This window comes from Paraburkholderia sp. BL10I2N1 (assembly GCF_004361815.1).
In the GTDB taxonomy this organism is placed as follows: domain Bacteria; phylum Pseudomonadota; class Gammaproteobacteria; order Burkholderiales; family Burkholderiaceae; genus Paraburkholderia.
The window spans coordinates 2,848,188-2,868,836 of sequence record NZ_SNWA01000002.1 but is presented as its reverse complement, the minus strand read 5'-3'; the positions used below and the strand labels follow the sequence as shown (position 1 = coordinate 2,868,836).

General features: G+C 63.2%; 20 protein-coding genes and 1 pseudogene. 5 read left to right on the top strand and 16 right to left on the bottom strand.

The features are described from left to right. Positions 1–217 precede the first annotated feature (217 nt). On the top strand, positions 218–1,510 hold the full coding sequence (locus B0G77_RS35245; protein WP_133666387.1) for an MFS transporter: 1,293 nt from the start codon (positions 218–220) through the stop codon (positions 1,508–1,510). 32 nt (positions 1,511–1,542) lie between these two features. Here the strand turns inward: B0G77_RS35245 and B0G77_RS35240 are convergent, their stop codons facing one another. Then, a complete protein-coding gene (locus B0G77_RS35240) occupies positions 1,543–2,556 on the bottom strand; it encodes a helix-turn-helix domain-containing protein (RefSeq protein ID WP_243751343.1) in 1,014 nt (337 codons plus the stop codon). Between the two features lie 303 nt (positions 2,557–2,859). Between B0G77_RS35240 and B0G77_RS35235 the strand changes: the two genes are divergently transcribed. After that, positions 2,860–3,144: a hypothetical protein gene (locus B0G77_RS35235; RefSeq protein ID WP_133666385.1), complete on the top strand. Its 285-nt coding sequence runs from the start codon at positions 2,860–2,862 to the stop codon at positions 3,142–3,144. Between the two features lie 10 nt (positions 3,145–3,154). On the opposite strand, the gene B0G77_RS35230 is transcribed toward B0G77_RS35235, so the two are convergent. The 6 genes from B0G77_RS35230 to B0G77_RS35205 form a co-directional block, all read right to left on the bottom strand. Then, positions 3,155–3,637: an OsmC family protein gene (locus B0G77_RS35230; protein ID WP_133666384.1), complete on the bottom strand. Its 483-nt coding sequence runs from the start codon at positions 3,635–3,637 to the stop codon at positions 3,155–3,157. Between the two features lie 46 nt (positions 3,638–3,683). Next, positions 3,684–4,616 (bottom strand): 2-hydroxyacid dehydrogenase, encoded by a 933-nt coding sequence (locus B0G77_RS35225; RefSeq protein WP_133666383.1) that lies wholly within the window; start codon positions 4,614–4,616, stop codon positions 3,684–3,686. A gap of 118 nt (positions 4,617–4,734) precedes the next feature. After that, a complete protein-coding gene (locus tag B0G77_RS43610; protein WP_166656330.1) occupies positions 4,735–4,887 on the bottom strand; it encodes a hypothetical protein in 153 nt (50 codons plus the stop codon). A gap of 72 nt (positions 4,888–4,959) precedes the next feature. Continuing rightward, positions 4,960–6,471: a DASS family sodium-coupled anion symporter gene (locus tag B0G77_RS35215; RefSeq protein WP_133666381.1), complete on the bottom strand. Its 1,512-nt coding sequence runs from the start codon at positions 6,469–6,471 to the stop codon at positions 4,960–4,962. A gap of 72 nt (positions 6,472–6,543) precedes the next feature. Beyond that, on the bottom strand, positions 6,544–8,031 hold the full coding sequence (locus tag B0G77_RS35210; protein ID WP_133666380.1) for an SLC13 family permease: 1,488 nt from the start codon (positions 8,029–8,031) through the stop codon (positions 6,544–6,546). Positions 8,032–8,033: 2 nt separating this feature from the next. Next, positions 8,034–9,020 carry a patatin-like phospholipase family protein gene (locus B0G77_RS35205; protein ID WP_133667010.1) on the bottom strand — a complete coding sequence of 329 codons (987 nt, stop codon included), beginning with the start codon at positions 9,018–9,020 and terminating at the stop codon, positions 8,034–8,036. A gap of 474 nt (positions 9,021–9,494) precedes the next feature. Between B0G77_RS35205 and B0G77_RS35200 the strand changes: the two are divergent. After that, positions 9,495–9,964, top strand: a pseudogene (locus B0G77_RS35200) (GGDEF domain-containing protein); the annotation flags it as partial. 66 nt (positions 9,965–10,030) lie between these two features. Here B0G77_RS35200 and B0G77_RS35195 read toward each other — a convergent pair. The 3 genes from B0G77_RS35195 to B0G77_RS35185 form a co-directional block, all read right to left on the bottom strand. Beyond that, positions 10,031–10,333: an antibiotic biosynthesis monooxygenase gene (locus tag B0G77_RS35195; RefSeq protein ID WP_133666379.1), complete on the bottom strand. Its 303-nt coding sequence runs from the start codon at positions 10,331–10,333 to the stop codon at positions 10,031–10,033. A 264-nt stretch (positions 10,334–10,597) separates the two neighbouring features. Then, positions 10,598–10,939 (bottom strand): hypothetical protein, encoded by a 342-nt coding sequence (locus B0G77_RS35190; protein ID WP_133666378.1) that lies wholly within the window; start codon positions 10,937–10,939, stop codon positions 10,598–10,600. Between the two features lie 129 nt (positions 10,940–11,068). Further along, entirely contained in the window at positions 11,069–12,037 is a 969-nt protein-coding gene (locus tag B0G77_RS35185; RefSeq protein ID WP_133666377.1) for an AraC family transcriptional regulator, read from the bottom strand. A 241-nt stretch (positions 12,038–12,278) separates the two neighbouring features. On the opposite strand from B0G77_RS35185, the gene B0G77_RS35180 reads away from it, so the two are divergent. Together B0G77_RS35180 and B0G77_RS35175 are read left to right on the top strand one after the other, a co-directional pair. Beyond that, a complete protein-coding gene (locus tag B0G77_RS35180; RefSeq protein WP_133666376.1) occupies positions 12,279–13,331 on the top strand; it encodes an NAD(P)-dependent alcohol dehydrogenase in 1,053 nt (350 codons plus the stop codon). A 292-nt stretch (positions 13,332–13,623) separates the two neighbouring features. Beyond that, positions 13,624–14,589 (top strand): LysR family transcriptional regulator, encoded by a 966-nt coding sequence (locus B0G77_RS35175; protein ID WP_166656329.1) that lies wholly within the window; start codon positions 13,624–13,626, stop codon positions 14,587–14,589. Positions 14,590–14,610: 21 nt separating this feature from the next. On the opposite strand, the gene B0G77_RS35170 is transcribed toward B0G77_RS35175, so the two are convergent. Genes B0G77_RS35170 through B0G77_RS35145 form a run of 6 tightly spaced genes read right to left on the bottom strand, consistent with a single transcriptional unit; the run spans position 14,611 to position 20,635 of the window. Beyond that, positions 14,611–14,928: a hypothetical protein gene (locus B0G77_RS35170; RefSeq protein WP_133666375.1), complete on the bottom strand. Its 318-nt coding sequence runs from the start codon at positions 14,926–14,928 to the stop codon at positions 14,611–14,613. A 25-nt stretch (positions 14,929–14,953) separates the two neighbouring features. After that, positions 14,954–15,415: a dihydroneopterin aldolase gene (locus B0G77_RS35165; protein WP_243751342.1), complete on the bottom strand. Its 462-nt coding sequence runs from the start codon at positions 15,413–15,415 to the stop codon at positions 14,954–14,956. Then, entirely contained in the window at positions 15,412–16,062 is a 651-nt protein-coding gene (locus B0G77_RS44895) for a sarcosine oxidase subunit gamma (RefSeq protein WP_133666373.1), read from the bottom strand. The genes B0G77_RS35165 and B0G77_RS44895 overlap by 4 nt, the downstream gene beginning before the upstream one ends. Then, positions 16,052–19,051, bottom strand: a complete 3,000-nt coding sequence (locus tag B0G77_RS35155) for a sarcosine oxidase subunit alpha family protein (protein ID WP_133666372.1) — start codon at positions 19,049–19,051, stop codon at positions 16,052–16,054. The genes B0G77_RS44895 and B0G77_RS35155 overlap by 11 nt, the downstream gene beginning before the upstream one ends. Next, positions 19,048–19,365, bottom strand: coding sequence for a sarcosine oxidase subunit delta (locus B0G77_RS35150; protein WP_133666371.1), 318 nt, complete (start codon positions 19,363–19,365; stop codon positions 19,048–19,050). Before B0G77_RS35150 ends, B0G77_RS35155 begins: the two co-directional genes overlap by 4 nt. Positions 19,366–19,390: 25 nt before the next feature. After that, positions 19,391–20,635 carry a sarcosine oxidase subunit beta family protein gene (locus B0G77_RS35145; RefSeq protein ID WP_133666370.1) on the bottom strand — a complete coding sequence of 415 codons (1,245 nt, stop codon included), beginning with the start codon at positions 20,633–20,635 and terminating at the stop codon, positions 19,391–19,393. Between the last annotated feature and the right edge of the window lie 14 nt (positions 20,636–20,649).

The following is a 20,649-nucleotide window of genomic DNA, read 5'->3' as shown; positions in this document are numbered from 1 at the left end:
ATTCGCCGCTCCGGAAGCGGCCAGTCGTCAGTCGCCGCCGAATGACGCAGACGAGTCCGAAAATATCCGTTCGAGATTTTCGGAAGCGGGCGCTCGCCGCTACCCGCCTAAAGATTTGAATTAACTGGCCGTTAACGCAGAGACATCAATTTTCGTTCCGAAACCCTCTCATGGCATCCACGACGCAGGATGTCGACCGCGCCCGTGCACCATGCCGATGACAATAACAAGCCCGACCCGTGCCGATCTCACACGAACCATCGTGGCGATCGTGATCGGTAACGGCTTCGTCGCTTACGACTTCACGGTCTACAGCTTCTCGGCGGTCCTGATCGGGAATCTGTTCTTTCCATCCGCCAACCCGGCGGCGTCCCTTCTGCTGTCGCTCGCCACCTTCGGCGCAGGCTTCGTGATGCGCCCGCTTGGCGCGATCATGATCGGCCACATCGCGGACGGCCACGGCCGCAAGGCCGGCATGACCCTTTCGCTCACCCTGATGACCATCGGCACCTGGATGATCGCGTGCCTGCCGACCTATGCATCGATTGGTCCGCTGGCGACGGTGCTTATCGTCGTCGCGCGGCTGATGCAGGGGCTCGCGGCAGGCGGGGAGATCGGGCCGGCGTCGGCATCGCTGATGGAGTCAGTGCCGTATGAGCGACGTTGTTTCATGGTGAGCTGGCGCGGCGCGAGCCAGGGCGCGGCTGCATTTGCAGCGGCGCTGGTCGGAGCGGGCACCACTGCGCTAGTTTCGCCCGCGGCGATGCAGGAATGGGGATGGCGCATTCCTTTCATGCTGGGCGGCCTGATCGGCCCGGTCGGCTGGTATCTGCGCCGCCGCATGCCCATGGCCGCCAGTGAAAAGACTGTCCGGTTCATGCCCGGACGCATGTTCGCGGAGCACGCTCGCCCGCTCATCTACGGCATTCTTTGCATGGCCGCGCCTTCGGTGAGCATCTATATCACCGTGTTCCATATGCCGGCCTACCTCGTTCGGACACTGCATCGGCCAGCCGCGATCAGCCTGCTGACAGCCTGCCTGTCCGGACTCGCGATCCTTGTGGTCACGCCGCTGGCTGGCCGTATCGCCGACCGCCTCGCCAGCCGCAAGACGCTTCAGTATCTGACCATGACGGCGTCGCTGGTCGCAGCATGGCCTGCGTTCTGGGCGCTAACGCACGGGGTCAGCGACGTCGTCGCGCTCGTCATCATCACCGCATTCGTGGCGCTTGCGGTGAACAACGCCGGCGCGGGTTCGATGCTGATGCTCGAGGCTTTTCCGCGGCATCGGCGAGCCGCGGCGCTGGCCGTGATCTACAGCCTGGGCGCGGTCATCTTCGGTGGATTCTCGCCGTTCTTCGTCGCCTGGCTCATCAGCCTGACCGGCAACCCGATGGTCCCCGCGTGGTATCTGATGGCGGCGACCGGCGTCACGCTCGTCGCACTGAACCGCTTTCCCGAACATCGTTCCGCTGAACGTGTCCCGTACGGTGGTCACGTAGCCGGTTGACTACGCCGGCACACACCCGTCACATACCATCCTTACGTGCCGCCGTTTAGCAGTTCGACGGCACGGGCGCGCATGTCCTGGGGGCTGATATCGAAGGCGCGACGAAACGCCCGCGTGAAATCCGATGCGCTCTTGAAGCCAAGCCCGTAGGCGATTTCCATCACCTGCAGGTGCGGGAAACGGACCAGTTCTTCGGCAGCCTCGCGTAACCGGCGATTGCGGATATACGTACCAAGCCCGCCCTCATGCTCGAACCAGCGATAGATGGTCGCGCGCTTCAGTTGCAGTTCGTCGACGACGCTTGCGGGCGTGAGATTACCCTGATGCAGATTGGCTTCGACATAACGCCGCACCTGCCCCATCACGGCGGCCTGCAACGAAGCGCGGCCGGCGCCCGTCACGCGCGACTCCTTACGGAACGCGGCGATGAGCAGTTGGGCGCCAGCCGTCAGCGCGTCTGTGGCGCCGTGACGGTCGAGCTTCGGCATTTCCCTGCTGATTGCCGCCGCGTGATCCAGAATCAGGTGGCCAAGCGGCGAGCCTTGCTGGACGATCCGGCCATGGATCGACCCGGCGTCCGGCAGACCTGCCTCCACGATATCCCTCGGTACAAACAGACTCAGAAGGCGACAGGCCGGCCGTTCGTTCCTGAACGGCTGGTTCAAGTCGAACGCGACGATGCCTTTCACCGGCTCGGCGGCACTGCGCTTGCGATGCATGCCGGTGACGTTGCCGATCTCTCCATCGAGGAACACGTGAAAGACGAAATCCCGGCGCGAATCGGTGGAAACACGCGCCACCGAGCGCTCGAGCATCAGCGCGTCCGTGCTGCAGTCCGTGAAAATCATCCCGCCGACCGCATAAAGGTCGATGTGGCCGGCGAACCCTTGTGCCAGTTGCCTCTTTGAAGGCGGTACGTCGACCACATGCCCCACGCGCGAGCGCCAGGCCAGCAGTTGCTCGCTGGCGGCGAGCGAGTGCGTGCTGAAACGGGTCGTCGCGATACCGGAACCTGCTGCTGCGTCGCGGGCTGATTCGTTCGGCATTGGGCGCTGCGTCATTTGTGCCATTCGAGGAGCGATGAAATGCAGTGCGGTCACGGCAGGCGCGGGGTACGCGGCCGTTAGTGTCTGGAATTGAGACGCATGGTAAAGCGTATCAAAAAAAACCGCGATATTGTCTTAGCCGTGAAGGCTCAAAACGCTTTTGCACTGGATGCGGGGGCTCCAGGTCTGCGCCCGACCCACACGCCATACCATCGTGCACCCTCGCGATGTTGTGCGGTGGGTCATCGCGGGCCCGCGGCATCGCCTTAGTGGCAGATCTGCGACGGAAGATCAGAGACAGACATGAGCGTCACCAATAAACAACCGGCGACCAAGGTCGCGGGGCTGCTACCAGCTCGCCTCGCCGACGACCAGCTCGACCATTTCGAGTGCATGGTCCAGTACGTCATCCGTGAAGACACGGACGACGCCTTATACGGGTTCGACCATAAGTACTGGGAAAAGCGCATCCGGGCGCTGGTGGAAACTCACGACCTGGTGACCACACAGCGCTATCGCGTGATGATGCTCCTGGACCTGCTCGAGCGGAACGCGCTGATCAGAACGCACAGCCGCACGGCAGCCTGATTTTGGCCATTCAACGCATCGCCGGATGCGTCCAGCTGCCCTCTACTTCGATCACCGTCTTCACCGAATTGGCCAGATAACACGCCTCGTGCGCCTCATGGTGCAGATGACGCAGCGCCTCATCCGATGGCACCTTGTCACCGCCGAACGAGACGGCCGGCTTGAGCACCACGCGGGTCATCACTTCCTTGCCCGCGTCATTCTTCGCCATCGTGCCTTCGGCCTCGTCGCGATACGCCTCGATCACATACCCCTCCTGCGCCGCGATCGACAGAAACCACAGCATGTGACAACTGGAAAGCGCGGCGATGTAACCCTCCTCCGGGTCGACCGCCACTGGATCCGAGAATGGCACGCGCACGACATGCGGTGAACTCGATGCGGGCACGACCGTCCCGCCGTCGAAACTCCATTGGTGGGCTCGACTGTAACGATTGTCCGTGAACTTGCTCCCGTTACCGCTCCAGGCGACGGTTGCCGTATAAGTGGCCATCAGAGTCAATCCTCGTTTGAAGAAGCCTGCACTGTCCGCGACGCGGTCAGATCGGCGTAAGCACCGCTTCACCCGCAAAATGACGCGTAGCGTTGTCGATAAAATTCCGTACCGATGCCGCATTCGACTCGGGCGACGTGCCACCGGTATGCGGCGTAAGCACGACATTCCTTAAAGGCAGCAACGCCTGCGGCGGATGCGGCTCGCCCTCGTAGACGTCCAGTCCCGCCCCTGCGATCGTTCCTTCCGTGAGCGCAACAGCCAGCGCCGCCGTATCCACCACGCTCCCGCGCGATACGTTGATCAGAAAACCCTTCGGCCCCAACGCCTCGAGCACTGCCCTGTCGATCAGATGATGCGTCGATGCACCGCCTGGCGTGGCGATCACGAGATAGTCGCTCCATTGGGCGAGCGCCAGCAGGCTGTCGAAATAGCGGCTTGTCGCGCCTTCGCGCGGTCTGCGGTTGTGATAGCCGGTCTCCAGATTGAAGCCCGCCGCGCGCCGCACCACCTTCTGTCCGATGTTGCCAAGACCTACGATGCCGAGCCGCTTGCCCGACACCGCAGGCCGCATCGGCAGCGCGTCGCGCCAGACGCCATTGCGCGTCGCGATATCCCGTTGCGGCACGTCTCGCACCACCGCCAGCAGCAGCGCGAACGCGTGATCGGCCACACAGTCGTCGTTGGTGCCTGCACCGTTGACGACAACGATGTTGCGCGCCCGCGCATGATCGACGGCGATGTTTTCATAGCCCGCGCCGAGTGCACCGACGAATTCTAGCTGTGGCAGCTGCTCGATCTCTGCGGCCGTGAGGCCAGTCGTGCCATTGCTCAGCACCGCACGGATCGTGCCGCCGTGGTCGGCAATGGCCTGGCTGCGTTGGGCGGGAGTGGGAGCGTGGATGATGTCGAACGAAGCGGAGATATCCGCGTGGCTGTCCCCAAGGAGGGGAATCAGCACCAGCAATGAAGGCTTCATGACCGGGCGTGAATTCTGTGAGAAAAGCGCTGGTTGAGAAAGCTGCGGCAGGCGAAGTATATCCGGCAGCCGCCATTTCCGCCTACGCCTACGCCTACGCCTACACCTACACCTACACCTACGCCTGCACCTGCACCTGCACCTGCACCTGCGCCTGCGTCATCAGCGGATCGACGCCCGCTCCCGCGCAAGCGTCGCCAAAGGCGCTTCCGCCGACGCCGGCAGATCGAAGTATTCCGTATGCCGGGGCGCGCCTGCGCGCTTCGTACATGGCGCCCTCCGCTGCGTCGCTGCATCAAAGCCAGCCGAGCCAGCGCCACCACGTCGCGGCAGCGTCGCTGCATCAAAGCCAGCCGAGCCAGCGCCACCACGTCGCGGCAAACAGCATCAGCAGCAGATAGCCGACCACCGTCAACACCACGCCGACGCGCGAAAACTGTTTTGCAGTGAACGTGTCGGTGGCGAGGCACACCATGTTTTGCGGCGCATTGATCGGCAGCATGAAACCAAAGCTCACGACGTAACCGAGCAGCATCGTCAGACCGAGCCGGTTGAAGTCGCCCTGCATCGACTGCAGCACGGATATCAGAATCGGCAACATCGCAGAAGTCAACGCCGTTGCACTCGCGAAACCGAGGTGTATCAGGATCAGGAACGCCGACAGAATCGCGAATGCCGTGAAGGGGCTCGCGCTGTCGAGGCCCGTGTGCTGCGCGACCAGTTCGCCGAGCCACTGGCCGGCCTGTGTCGTGAGTAGCGCGGTGCCAAGGCTGATGCCAACCCCGAACACGATGACCGTGCCCCACGGAATGCGGCCCTGCACCGTTTTCCAGTCCATCACGCCGATCCGCGGCAACATCAGGATCACGAGGCCCACATAGGTGACCGACGTGGTATCGAACGGATGCAGCTTGCCTTCGGTCGCCCAGAACAGCAGCAGACCGATCGACACCGCCAGCAAACGCTTCTGCGGACCTGTCATCGGGCCGAGTTCGACGAGCGCGCGCGCGACGGCCTCCTTGCCGCCCGCGAGGCTGTCAGTTTCGGGCGGCAACATCTTCAGCACGATGAAGAGGAGCACCGCCGACATTACGATCGCCCACGGCGCGCCAGCGATCAGCCAGTCGAGCCAGGTGACGCGCGCGCCCATCATCTTGTCCATGAAGCCCACGGTCAGCAGGTTCTGCGCGGCGGCGGTCTGAATCCCCACGTTCCAGATGCTGGTGGCCTGAGCCACGACAATCATGATCCCGGCCGCGATGTTCGAACGCCTGTCGACGCCGAACGCGGCGATCACCCCCATCATGATCGGTACCACGCAGGCGCTGCGCGCAGTGGCGCTCGGCACCACGAGCGACAGCACGATGGTCACGGCGATCGAGCCGATCAGGATGCGTCGCGTGGTGGTGCCGATCAGCGACAGCGTAAAGAGCGCGATACGTTTGTCGAGCCCGGTGACCGTCATTGCGGCCGAGATGAACAATGCGCCCGCAACCAGCGCCAGCGCGGAATTGGAAAAACCGGCCAGCGCCATGCTGATTGCTGCCGAGGTGCCGTACAGCACGCCGGGATCCTTGATCGTCGGCGCAGTACCGACAAGAAACGCGATCAGCGACGTGATGATGATCGCGCTCGCCTCGTACGACACCGCCTCGGTCAACCAGACCACCACCGCGAACGCGAGAATCGCGAGCATCCGTTGACCTGCCGGCGGCAACGTATCGGGCAGCGGGAGAAACAGCACGACAACGAGCGCAATCACCCCTGCAATCAGACCGACCGGCGGGCCGTGCTTCACCGGAGCGGGCTGGGCGGACGTCCTGGCGGATTCGACCTCGGGCTTCGGAGAGCTCATCGTGTGTGCTCCTGTTCGCTTCCTGTTCGACCCACGCGCCACGCCACGTGTGCTGGCGAAATCACCGACCCGTCAGAACGTCCCAAGAATCGAGCCAAGAACGATCACCACGACGAGCGCGAGAAGGGCGCCGACGATGCCGACCATGACGATGTCCCGGTAGCTGTCGCGGTGGGTCGACCCGCACACACCCAGTAGCGTGACGACGGCGCCGTTATGCGGCAGGCTGTCGAGGGTGCCGGAAGAGATGACCGCGACGCGATGCAGCAGTGCCGGGTCGATGTTATGTTGCGCGGCAAGCTGCATGTACGTGCTGCCGAGCGCATCGAGCGCGATGGTCATGCCACCCGATGCGGAACCCGTCAACGCAGCAAGCAGATTGGTGGCGACGGCAAGGGAAACGAGCGGACCGCCGCCGATCCCGAGCACCCAGCTGCGCACGAGCTCGAACGCCGGCAGCGCCGCGATCACCGCGCCATAGCCGACGAGGCTGCCGACGCTCAGCACGGGCAACACCGATGCGTTCGCCCCCGCATCGATACTTTCACGCAACGCCGCGAGGCGCGAGCGATTCAGGAGCAACAGTGCGACGATCGCGATGGCGAGCGCCACGCACACGCCCCACACGCCTGCCACCGCCGATAGCGACGTGCTGCCCCAGCGCGCCTCTGCCAGATAAGAGGCATCGATACGCGGCAGGACAATCACGTTCATGACGAAGTTGCCGCACACGACGAGCACGAGCGGAACAATGGCGATGCCGAACGGCGGCAGTTGCTCACTGACGTGCCCTTGCTCGATCTCCCTCGGATCGAAACTCTGCGAAACGATTGCGCGTTCACGCACGAGTTCGTCGTCGGCTTCCCGCGCGCCAACGCCGACCGTCTCGAAACCCTGCCCCGCACGGCGCGCGCTGGCTTCCTGACGGCCGAGCCACCACAGTCCGAAGGCCGCCATCACGATACTGGCAATGATGCCAAGCCCCGGCGCGGCAAACGGCGTCGTGCCGAAGAACGGCATCGGAATTGCGTTCTGGATCGCAGGCGTGCCGGGCAGCGCCGACATCGTGAAGGTCGAGGTGCCGAGCGCGATGGCGGCGGGCATCAGCCGGCGCGGAATATTGGCCGCCTGGAAGAGCGCCTGCGCCATCGGCGCAAGCACGAAAAACGCGACGAAGAGACTCACGCCGCCATAGGTCACCAGCGCGCCGCCGATCACGACGGCCAGCATCGCGCGGCGCGGCCCGAGCTTTTCCGTCATGAAACGGGCGATGGCCTGCACCGAACCGCTGTCCTCCATCAATTTGCCGAACAGCGCGCCCAGCAGGAACAGCGGGAAGAACTGCGCAATGAAGCGCGCGGCGCTGCCCATGAAGGTCAGCGTCCAGTGCGCGAGGACGGGCTCTCGCGAGATGGCGGCGGCCAGCATTGCCGCGATCGGCGCCAGCAGCAGCACGCTCCAGCCGCGATACGCGAACCAGATCAGGAGCCCGAGGCTGATCAGCATGCCGGCGAGGCCGAGACCGAGCATCGCGGGACTGAGGTTGGCAGCAGCGTCCATGGTCAGACTCCGTCGAACATCTGGTTGAGGTCGAGCGTCGAACGCACACCGAGGGCGTCACCGTGCTGCCGAAGAAATTCATCCGCGGCACGACGGCCCTCGTCGCGCAGCATCGTCAGGAAAGCCCACTCCGCATTGAGTTTCGATGAATAGCCCAGCGCCGTCATCGCAGGACTCGAGATGCGATGAATGCGCATCGTGGCCCAGTGGCGCCCTTCGTCGCTGCCGGCATCGGCCGCCTGACGTAGCAGCGAGATCATCCGCAATTCCTTGAGCAGCGGCGCATTGAACGCCACCTCGTTGAGCCGGCTGATGATGTCGCGCGCGCTGCGTGGTGTCTCGGCCCGCTCGACCGGATTGACCTGAACGAGCAGCGTGTCGTTCGACTTGCATTCGCGGATCAGCGGCGTGATCGTCGGATTACCGGCGTAACCACCGTCCCAGTAGGACTCGCCGTCGATTTCGACAGCCTTGAAAAGTGTCGGCAGACACGCCGACGCGAGCAGCACATCCGGCGTGAGTTCGGCATTGCGAAACACCCGCCCCTGGCCGGTGCGCACACGCGTGGCGGTGATGAACAGTTTGATCGGCGCATTGCGCAACTGCGCGAAATCAACCGTGTCGGCGAGGATGCGATAGAGCGGGTTCACGCCGGCCGGATGCATGTCATAAGGCGAGAACACGCGCGCCGCCAGATCGAGCGCGAGGAACAGCGGCGAATGATCGAGCGTCCAGCGGCCGAGCAGCACGTCGATGGGACTGCGGCGAAACGGGCTGAAGCGTGCGTCGTCGGAGACGCGCCGCCAGAATGCCTCCAGCGCCGCGCGGGCACCGGGAGGGCCGTTGCGCAGATAGCCGGTCACCAGCACGGCGGCGTTCATCGCTCCCGCCGAGGTGCCCGAGATGCCCTCGATCTGCATCCAGGACTCCTCGAGCAGCCGGTCGAGCACGCCCCAGGTGAAGGCGCCATGCGAGCCCCCGCCCTGCAGCGCAAGGTCGACAGGCAATGGCACCTGGTGCGACGGATGATCAGACGAAGCGGTTGATGCAGTCGATGCAGGTATCGATGCGGCCATCGTGTCTCCGGATCGGAGGGGTAATGTCACGAACTCACGCCAGCCAGCGCGGCGTACCCGAGGCGTTCTGAAGCACCGTCTTCGCAGGCCACAATAACGGCACGCATTGAAAATGCGCTATGACGGCTTTATTACGGTCAATAAAACAAAATCAGAAATCCGATTAACCTGTTTTACTGCGTGAAATACTGACGGGCACTTTGCGACCGCCCTGAGCGACAGATGGGGTAAGCCTGCGAGGTTCGCGCCCTATGGCAGGACGGATTCAATATAACCCGGTAATCCGGAAATCCACAACCGCACAAAATGACTCTACTTCGGCAACGAAATTGTCATCATCGCGTATTGCACGTGTCTTAAATCGCCCACCCGACCGGCCAGTCGCGCGACGTGTTGACGAAGCTGCGCAACCGTTCGTTCTATGTCGATGAACTGAACCGGCTCGAACGGAACGGGCCGTTCCCGGGGACGGTCATCATGGCCGACCTCAACGGGCTCAAGCGGGTCAACGACCAGCTCGGCCACGTCGCCGGCGACGCGCTGCTTCGGCGCGCCGGTGAAGTGCTGGCGAAGGCGCTCGAAACGCCTCTTCATGCGGCGCGTATCGGCGGCGACGAGTTCGCGATACTGCTGCCGGGCACTGACGAGCGCGGCGGCGCGGCAATGATCGACACGATCCGTCAGCTCGTGGATCTGAACAACCAGTTCCGGGCTCGACGCTCAGCTTCCCGATGGGTGCGGCGTCGTGCCAGCGTGGCGAACGTCTTGAGGCTGTCGTGCAGCGCGTCGATCTCCTGATGTACGACGAAAAACGCGCGCACTACGACAATCAGATCAGCGATCCGGGCAATGTGTAGCGGCCCATGCCTCGCCTCAAGCGGCGAGGCATGGGCCGGGCCGCGGTTTCGGCGCAGACGGGATAGCTAGCCGGGCAGCTTTGCCGCCAGCACGTCGAGTTTCCCGATCGACGGGGGCGAAGCGAAAAGATCGGCCGCCTGGGCCATCAGCGCTGCGGCCACCTTGCCCGACAGATGGGCGTCGCGGCCGGCCTCATCCGGAAAGGCGTCGAAGATACCGAACGTTGACGGTCCGAGGCGCAGGCCGAACCATGCGAGCGTCGCGGGCTCTTCATTGACAAGCGGCAATCCGCCCAGCAGGAAATTCTCGACGTCCTTCTCCTTGCCCGGCTTCGCTTCGAGCCGGACGAACAAGGCTGTTTTGACCATGACCTGTCTCCTGTGACAAATGAGTTGCAACAGGCGGTTGCGGAAAATCGCACTGCTGTGCAAAAAGTATAGGCGCTGGAGCCATGCCAGCATGGCCAATGGCGACGCGCGTTGACGCGCGGCCGCGGACTTGCCCATCTTCACGCGGCGGCAGGCCAGCATGGCGAATAAAGTTGCGCTGATCGCGAAAGCGATACGCGCATCGAAGAGACCCGCGAAGCTGCAAAGCAACAGCGGCGGCTCGCGCGGACCGCTCGCCGCCCATCAACCCGGTAAGGTCGCCCAGCTTCCTGCCGGACGGATCGCCACACCATACGTATCGACGATCCGCCGGTCCTGCTCCATCGCGGAAAACGGCTCCCACTCCAGACCGTTGACGTCTTCGCTCTTCGTATAGTCCTGCGCTGAATCGTCCTCGAATCCGACGTGCCGCAACTGGCCTGCCTTTTCGGGTGATTCATTGATCGAAAAATTGAGCAGGTCCGTGCGCCACATCGCGTACAGACCGGGCACGACCGCCGCAGGCGGCTGTCCCAGACGCATGCTGTAGTCGGCGATCGATTCGTCGAGGTTTGCGACTGCCAGTGCGATGTGGAAGCGTTTCATTGCCAGGACCTCATGGAAGTGTGAATGCTTCCATCGTATCGGCGCATGAGTCACGCAACCAGTTGTCGAATCATGCTGGTATCGGAATTACCCGTCTCCGGCAGCGTGGCCCGCCCGTTCCTCCCCGGCTCAAACGGCCGTCACGTCACGCGCGGTCGACGTCGGCAGTCGCGGCGCGGGCACATCGAAGGTCGTCCGCACCCGACGCACTTCTTCAACGGGGCTGCTGCCGAATAGCCGCTTGAACTCGCGGCTGAACTGGGACGCGCTCTCGTACCCGACGCGCGCAGCCGCCGCGCCCGCGCTCAGCCCATCCTGCACCATCATGAGCCGGGCGTGATGCAGCCGCGTCGCCTTCACGTACTGCATCGGCGAAGTCGATGTAACCAGCTTGAACTGGGCATGAAACACGGCGAGACTCATGCCGGCCTCGCGCGCAAGTGTCTCGACGTCGAGATCGCCGCGATAGTCCGCATGGATGAGCCGCAGGGCCTTCGCGATTCGGCCGAAATGATGCTGGTGCGTGAGCGCTGCGCGCAGCGCGTCGCCCTGCTCGCTTTTCAGCACGCGGTAGAAAATCTCCCGCACGATCGATGGTCCGAGAATGCGCGCGTCGAGCGGCGATACCAGCGCCTCCAGCAAACGAAGTATCGCGTCGCTCAACGGCTGGTCGAGCGCGGTCGAATAAATCCCCTTGGGCTCGGTGCGCGTCGCCCCTCGCGTGTCGTTCAACGCCATCAGCAATTTCGCGATGGTCGTCAGATCGACGCGAATCGAAATCGCCAGCAACGGCTCCTCTTCGCTGGCGTCGGTCTCGCTCTCGAACGGCAGTGGCACCGACAGGACCAGAAATTGCTGGGCGTCGTAGACGAAGACTTCATCGCCGAGATAGCCGCGCTTGCGACCCTGACAGACAATCACGATGCTCGGTTCGTACAACACCGGCGTGCGCGGGATCGGCCGGTTCGAGCGCATGAAGCGCACGCCGTCCAGACACGACTGCGTATAGCCCTCTGCCGGAGCGAGCGTGCCGAGCAGTTCAACCATCCGCTTCTGCGCGGGACTGACGAACGGGGCTGACGACCGGATCATTTCCATAACGTGCCTGCTGTATGTCTGTTTAGCGCCACCTCGCGTGCGGCGGGAGAATCCGGCTTGAAATCTAGCACCAATCGGCCGGAAATGTGCGCGCCCAGGAGAAACAGGCAAACCTTTAAGACCTTCAGGTCTTTCCCAGGATGACGACCGACCCTACGATGGGAACCCTGCCGCAAAGCCCTGCGCCATCTCTGGTCCTGTCCCCGGCAGGACCTGTCAATTCTTTCCAGCTGGAGGCCCTGTGAACACGACTTACGCCTATGCCGCTCGCGACGCTGAGTCGAGGCTTGCTCCGTTTGAACTTCAACGCCGCAAGCTGCGCGATCACGATGTGCAAATGGATGTGTTGTTCTGTGGTGTATGTCATTCCGACCTGCACACGGCGCGCAATGAATGGAAGAACACGGTCTACCCGGTCGTGCCGGGTCATGAAATCGTCGGTCGCGTGACGGCTGTCGGCCCGCAGGTCTCGCATTACAAGGTTGGCGATCTCGTTGGCGTTGGTTGCCTCGTCGATTCGTGCCGCACGTGTCCGAGTTGCATGGAAGGTCTCGAACAATATTGCGAAGTGGGTTTTGTCGGTACGTATAACGGCCAGGATCGGGTAACCGGCGAGAACACGTACGGCGGCTATTCGACTGAGCTCGTCGTGGATGAAGCCTTTGTGCTGCGTGTGCCGCAAAACCTCGACCCGGCCGGCGTCGCACCGCTGCTGTGCGCCGGCATTACGACCTACTCGCCGTTGCGCCAATGGGGCGCCTGCCCCGGCAAGAAGGTCGGCATCGTCGGGCTCGGCGGTCTGGGCCATATGGGTGTCAAGCTCGCTCATGCAATGGGCGCCCACGTCGTGCTATTTACGACATCGACGTCGAAAGTCGAAGACGCAAAGCGGCTCGGCGCGGATGAAGTAGTGATCTCGAAGAACCCGCAGGAAATGGAAGCGCACGCGAACAGCTTCGATTTCATTCTTAACACGGTGGCCGCGCCGCATGACCTGAATCCGTTCATCAGCCTGCTCAAGCGCGATGGCACGATGACGCTGGTGGGCGCACCGGAGCACGATCATCCGTCGCCGCAGGTGTTCAACCTGATCTTCAAGCGCAGGCGTCTTGCCGGCTCGCTGATCGGCGGCATCGCGGAAACGCAGGAGATGCTCGACTTCTGCGGCGAGCACGGCATTACCTCGGACATCGAGATGATCTCGATGCAGAAGATCAACGACGCTTACGAGCGGATGCTGAAAAGCGATGTGAAATACCGCTTCGTGATCGATATCAACTCGCTGCGTCAGTAACGCGAGCGCGCGGTTCGCGCGCAGTTCACGTTCCTGCCGGCAGGCCACGCGCGATTGCGCGTGGCCTGTTTTCGTTGCTGCACCACGCTGTATCGCCGCTCTGTCCCGGCGTGAGCACTAAAACGCGGTTTCTCCGCAATCCAGGAGAATCAGGCAAATCGTTCAGACTGTCAGCCATTCCCCGAACGGCGCCTGAGACCTACGATATCAACACTGCCCGGCCATCCGTCCTGCTTCATGCGGTTGACCGTCGCGCCTGCATCCAGTCTGACCTCTCAAGAGGAGCCTGTCCGTGATCGATCGTATCCAGGCGATGCGCACTTTCATTCGCATTGTCGATACCAACAGCTTTACGCGCGCCGCTGAATCGCTCGCCATACCGCGCGCCACCTGCACCACGATTGTCCAGAATCTCGAAGCGCTGCTCGGCACGCAACTGCTCGTGCGCACCACGCGACGTCTCAGCGTGACGGCGGAAGGCGCGGAGTACTACGAGCGCTGCGCGCAGATCCTCGCGGATATCGACGACATGGAATCGAGCCTGCGTCATGCCACCGACAATCTCAGCGGGCGTCTGCGTGTCGAAATGCCGGGTGCGGTCGGGACCGCGCTCGTGCTGCCCGCGCTCGACGATTTTCATACGCGCTATCCGAACATCGATCTCGCGATCGGTGTGAGCAACCGCGCGGTGGATCTGGTCGGCGAAGCGGTCGACTGCAGTATCCAGCTCGGCGAGCTTCCCGATTCCGGCCTCGCGGCGCGGCGGCTCGGCACGATCGAACACGTGACGTGTGCGAGCCCCGGGTATCTCGCGCGTTACGGGATGCCGACGAGCCTCGATGAACTGGAGAATCACATCGCGGTGAACTGCATGTCGTCGCGCAACGGGCGGTCGGTCGATTTCGATTTCGAGGTCGGCGGGTCCGCGCTGAACGTGAAGGTCAACGGCTACATCAAGATGACCGACGAACAGGCGTACCTGACCTGCGGCCTGCAAGGGCTTGGCCTGATCCAACCGGCGCGCATTGCCGCGCAACCGTACCTCGACTCGGGACAACTGCGCGAAGTGCTGCCCCAATGGAAGCCGGTGCCGATGCCGGTATCCGTGGCCTACGTGAAGAACCGTCAGATGTCGCCGCGCGTGCGTGCGTTTGTCGACTGGCTTGCCCAGCTATTCGAGCAGGCGGAAGGGGTGAGTCAGGATATGTCGCGGGTACGTCAGTTGTTGCGTGGCTTGCACCCGGACGAGGTGAGCTGAAAGCCGGCTTTCGGGCAGCGCTCAGGGCAGCGTTGCATGCGCGTCTGCATCAACGGCGCATGCGAGAGGAGCGAGGGCCGTCCCCCGCCGTGCACGCGCCCTCGCCTCGCCGACCACGCGCGCAAGCGTCGCCGCACTCATCCGTGCGGCGACGCCACGCACGTAATCGTGATGCCGGGCGTCGAGCGGTGCATCCAGATGTTGTGCCTGCAGGTAGCGGATAAGCGCGATTCTTCGATGTCCTAGCGCAATGCTTTGCTCGAGCAGCGCCACGGCTGCACCGGGATCGCCTGCCTCGTAGGCCTGTTTGACGAGTTGGGACGTCTGGGCGCGTGGCATGGTCAAGACCTCGCTTTCGTGTCGTTCAAACCGACGCGGTTTCGGCCCGCAAACGCGCCTGCACGCGCCACGCTTCGTAGTCGGCGCGCGTCCAGTCGAGTTCCACGCCAATACGTCGCGTGCCTTCGCGAATCTTCGGCTTGTGCAGCGCGATTGTCAGCGCATGGAGCGCCGGCCATTCGCTGAACGAAAGCACAGCGAGTTTTACCACGAGTGTTTCGAGCAGACGGGTATGCGGCTTGCGCGAAAGAAACGCCGTGACACGTTCGCAATACCGCTCATAGTCGATCATCGCGTGCGCGCTATCCTCCGACGGCTCGCCGCTATAGGCAAGGCTCGCGTCGATCACCAGGGGCTGCGGCGCTTCATGCTCGTGTGCATGAATGCCGATGCGCGCGGTGACGACGAGTTCGTCGATGAACACGCGCCAGCCGCGCCCAGCGCGCGGCGGCGGTGCAAAAGACGCAATGGACTCGACGGGTTTCACGACATCAGCGGCGCAGCCGCGTCGAGCATGATCCGGCAGAAATAGTCGGCGAAGCTGCGGCGTATCACAAGCTCGTATGTATCGTCCGACACCGGCACCAGCACGATCGACGCCTTGAAGTAATGACTCTGCGCGCATTGCCCCGGCGCGAGGACGCGCGGATGCAGATCGAGCGGACAGCCTCGCGCGATCACATCACGCACGTTCTCTCCGCTCACTTCGAGCACCGTATAGCCGCTGCCGACATCCACCGCCGACGCGAACTGTCCTGCCAGCGCCTCGCGAAGTTTCACTTCGAGCGTCGCTCCCTGCTGCTGTTGCGAACGCACGAGGAACTCGTCGGGACCAAGCCACAGCACGTCATAGCCGTTGCCACGGACAACCGTATTCGGTTTTGCAGGCGGACGGCAACCCGTCACGTTTGCCACCGCGCTCGCGAACGCCGCATCGGCAGGATCGCCGCGCAGGTTCACGAGTTCGAGAAACGGCCGCTCGCCCAAACGGAATTTCTTCGATGCGGCTGCGTGATTCGCCTTGAGCAGATCCTCCACGCCGACGAGCGGGGACTCCTGCCACACCGACCCGGCCGCGCGCTGCGCGATCGTCGAAGCCGCGTCCGGCGCCTTGCTTCTTGCTTCATTCCACATGTTGACGCACTCCTTCGGTATCGTAGAAAACCGGGCTCGAAATCTTCGCCGCGATCTGCTTGCCGTTCGCAAGCGGGATCGTCACGTTTTCACCCATCTTGCCGAGGCCGCCCTTGACGACAGCCAGTGCAATCGAGCGCTTGAGGATCGGGCTGTAATAGCTCGACGTCACGTGGCCGAGCATCGGCGCGGTATCGCCGGAGAAAGGTCCTGCAACGATCTGGCTGCCTTCCGGAATCACAAACGTCGAATCCTCCGACAGCAGGCCGACGAACTGCTTGCGGCCTTCCTTCGCGGTATCCGGGCGCGACAGCGAGCGCCTGCCAAGGAAGTCCTTCGACTTCGCGACCAGTCCGCCCATGCCGAGATCGTGCGGCGTGATTGAACCGTCCGTGTCCTGGCCAACGATGATGTAGCCCTTCTCCGCGCGCAACACGTGCATCGTTTCCGTGCCGTACGGCGTGATGTCGGATTCGGCGCCTGCCGCCATCAATGCTTCCCAGACAGCGCGACCGAGATTCGCCGGCACGTTCACTTCATACGCGAGCTCACCGGAGAAGCTGATGCGCATCACACGCACCGCCACGCCCGCGACAGTCCCTTCACGGTAGGTCATGAACGGGAAAGCTGCGTTGGCAAAATCGATGTCGCTGCACACCTTCTGCAACACCTTGCGGCTCTTCGGCCCCACCACGGCGAATGTCGCCCAGTGGTCGGTCACCGACGCAAGACGCACTTTCATGTTGGGCCACTCGGTCTGCAGCCAGCGTTCGAGCCACGTGAGCACGCGCGCAGCGCCGCCTGTCGTCGTGGTCATCATGTAGTGCTGCTCAGCGAGGCGCACTGTCACGCCATCGTCGAATACCATGCCGTTTTCGTCGAGCATCAGACCATAGCGGCACTTGCCTACTTCGAGCTTGCTCCACGGGTTCGTGTAGACCCAGTTCAGCAGTTGCGCCGCGTCCGGCCCCTGAATGTCGATCTTGCCCAGCGTCGATGCATCGAGAATGCCGACGCTGTTGCGCACCGCGAGGCACTCACGCGCGACGGCTGCATGCATGTCTTCGCCCTTCTTCGGGTAGTACCACGGACGCTTCCAGTTGCCCACGTCCTCGAACGCCGCGCCGTTTTCGACGTGCCATTCGTGGATACAGGTCTTGCGGATCGGATCGAGCAGATCGCCCAGTTCGCGCCCGGCGAAGGTACCGAAGGTGACCGGCGTGTAGTTCGGACGGAACGTGGTCGTGCCCGTTTCGGGAATCGTCTTGCCCAGTGCGTCGGCGAGGATCGCCATGCCGTTGATGTTGCCGAGCTTGCCCTGATCGGTGCCGAAACCCATCGCCGTGTAACGCTTGACGTGCTCGACGGATTCGAAGCCTTCACGTGCGGCAAGCAGAATGTCCGCGGCGGACACGTCGTTCTGGAAATCGACGAACTGCTTCGGACCGCGCGACGCGGCCTCCCGGCTTCCGACAAGCCACAGCGGCTGCATCGGCGTTTCAGCGATCTCGTTGGCGTTCGGCACCTGCGGGCGGGTCACGTTGAAGCCGACTGCCTTCGCCGCTTCGATGCCTGCATCGACAGCAAGGCGCAAGCCACGCGCGAGGCTGAATTCGCCTGCCGCAGCGCCGACGCTGCACTCCGGCTGCACCGCCTTGCCCGGCACGAAGCAAGCCTTCTCGTTGTTCCAGTGCGCCTTGCCGCCCGACTGCGCGAACAGGTGCAACACGGGGCTCCAGCCGCCTGACATCGCGAGCAGATCGCAGGCAAGATCGGCCTGTTTGCCGCCGACCTTGCCGTTCGCATACGACGCCACCTCGACCGAAGACACGCGCCACTTGCCGTCCGCCTTCGTCACGACGGCGTTGTTCAGGATCTTGATGCCATGACGCCGCGACGCGGCAGGCAGCGCACCATTGCTCTGCGCACGCGAGTCGACCACCGTGACCTTTGCGCCGCATGCCTTCAGATCGAGTGCGCACTGATAGGCATCGTCGTTGTTGGTGAACACGACGGCATCACGCCCCGGCAGCACGCCGTAGCGATGCACGTATGTCGATACCGCCGACGCCATCATCACGCCCGGCAGATCGTTGTTGCCGAACACGATCGGGCGCTCATGCGCGCCGGTCGCGAGAATCACGCGCTTCGCACGGATCTTCCAGAGCAGTTCACGCGTGCCCTTACGCATCGACACAGGCAGATGTTCAGTGAGGCGCTGCGTGACGGTGACGAGATTGTGATCCTGATAGCCGAAGGCCGTGCTGCGGCAGAGAATCTTCACGTCGGGCATGCGGGCGAGTTCCGCTTCGATCTTCTCGACCCATTGCATGGCTGGCCGGCCATCGATCTCCGCCTTGCACGACAGCAGACTGCCGCCCAGTTCGCGCTGGTCATCGACCAGAATCACGCGCGCACCGGATGCGGCCGCCGCGTGCGCCGCCGCGAGACCGGTCGGGCCGCCGCCCACCACCAGCACGTCGCAATGCGCGAAGCACTTGTCATAGCGATCGGCGTCCCGTACCTCGGGCGCCTTGCCAAGGCCGGCGGCTTCGCGAATCTTGTCCTCGTATTTCGGCCACCATTTACGCGGCCACATGAACGTCTTGTAGTAGAACCCCGCCGGCAGAAAGCGCGAGAACTTCTGGTTGATCGCCATGCGATCGTGTTCGAGACTCGGCTCGGCGTTCACGCTCGTGGCCACCAGCCCCTGATACAGCTCGACTTCCGTGGCGCGTGCGTTCGGCACGGTGTACGCGCCGCGCTCCAGCTGCACCACGGCATTCGGTTCTTCGACACCCGCTGTGACGATGCCGCGCGGACGGTGATATTTGAAACTGCGCGCGACAAACCGCACGCCGTTCGCGAGCAGCGCGGACGCCAGCGTGTCGCCCTGAAAACCCTGATACGTGCGCCCGTTGAACGTGAAAGTCAGCGGAATCGCGCGGTTGATGCGCCCACCGGCGCCGAGGCGGTCTTTCTGGCTCATTTGTTCCTGCCCTCCTGGGCGTCGCTATTCGTTGCAGACCCGGCAGACCCCGGAGTCCCGCCGAACGTTTCATAACCAAGGAACTGATACGACACCGTATCGCGCGTCGCCATGAACCAGCGGCGGCAGCCCTGCGTATGCATCCATTGCTCGCGATGCACGCCACGCGGGTTCTTGCGCATGAACAGGTAGTTGCCCCACTCCTTGTCGGTGAGCTTGTCGGTATCGAGCGGGCGGGCGATATCGGCCTCGCCGCCGCAGGAAAATTCGGATTCGGCGCGCGGCCCGCACCACGGGCATTCAATCAGCAACATGTGTTTCTCCGTCGTGTGCGTGGGTTTAGTGGGCGACAGCGGCTGCGCCGTGTTCGTCAATCAGATGGCCGGTGTAGAAGCGGTCCAGCGAGAACGGCGCATTCAGCGGATGCGGTGAATCGTTGGCGATCGTGTGTGCGAACACCCAGCCCGATCCCGGCGTCGCCTTGAAGCCGCCCGTGCCCCAGCCGCAGTTGAAATACAGGCCCTTGACGTCGGTCTTGCTAATGATCGGACATGCGTCCGGCGACACGTCGACGATGCCGCCCCATTGGCGGTTCATTCGCACGCGCGAGAACACCGGGAACATTTCGACGATCGCCTCGATTGTGCCTTCGATGATGTTGAAGCTGCCGCGCTGGCCAAAGCCCGTGTATTGGTCGACGCCCGCGCCGATCACGAGATCGCCCTTGTCGGACTGGCTGATGTACGCATGCACCGCGTTCGACATCACCACGGTGTTGACCACCGGCTTGATCGGCTCGGAGACGAGTGCCTGCAAAGGATGGCTTTCCAGCGGCAGGCGGATGCCGGCCATATCGGCGAGCGTCGACGTATTGCCCGCCGCGACGACAGCGACCTTCTTGGCCTTGATGAAGCCCTTCACCGTATCGACGCCTGTGACGCGGCCGCCGTCGCGACGAATGCCGGTGACCTGACAGTTCTGGATGATGTCGACGCCATGCTGGTCCGCGCCACGCGCAAAGCCCCAGGCCACCGCGTCGTGCCGCGCTACCCCTCCGCGACGCTGGATCGACGCCCCCAGCACCGGATAGCGGCTGTTGAGATTGATCGTCGGCTCGATTTCCTTGATCTGCCCGGGCGTGAGGAATTCGGCATCGACGCCATTGAGCCGGTTCGCGTTTACGCGGCGCTCCGTGTCGCGCACGTCCTGCAACGTATGCGCAAGATTCATCACGCCGCGCTGGCTGAACATCACGTTGTAGTTGAGGTCCTGCGACAGACCCTCCCACAGTTTCATCGCCTTTTCATACAGCGCGGCCGATTCGTCCCACAGATAGTTGGAACGCACGATCGTCGTATTGCGCGCCGTGTTGCCGCCGCCGATCCAGCCTTTTTCGAGGATGGCGATATTGCGCACGCCGTGCTCTTTCGCGAGGTAATACGCCGTCGCAAGACCGTGCCCGCCCCCGCCGACGATCACCACGTCGTATTCACGCTTCGGTTCCGGGCTTCTCCATTGACGCTCCCAGTTCTCGTGATACGACAACCCGTTGCGGAACAAACTGAATATCGAATAGCGGCTCATCTGGCTGGTCCTCT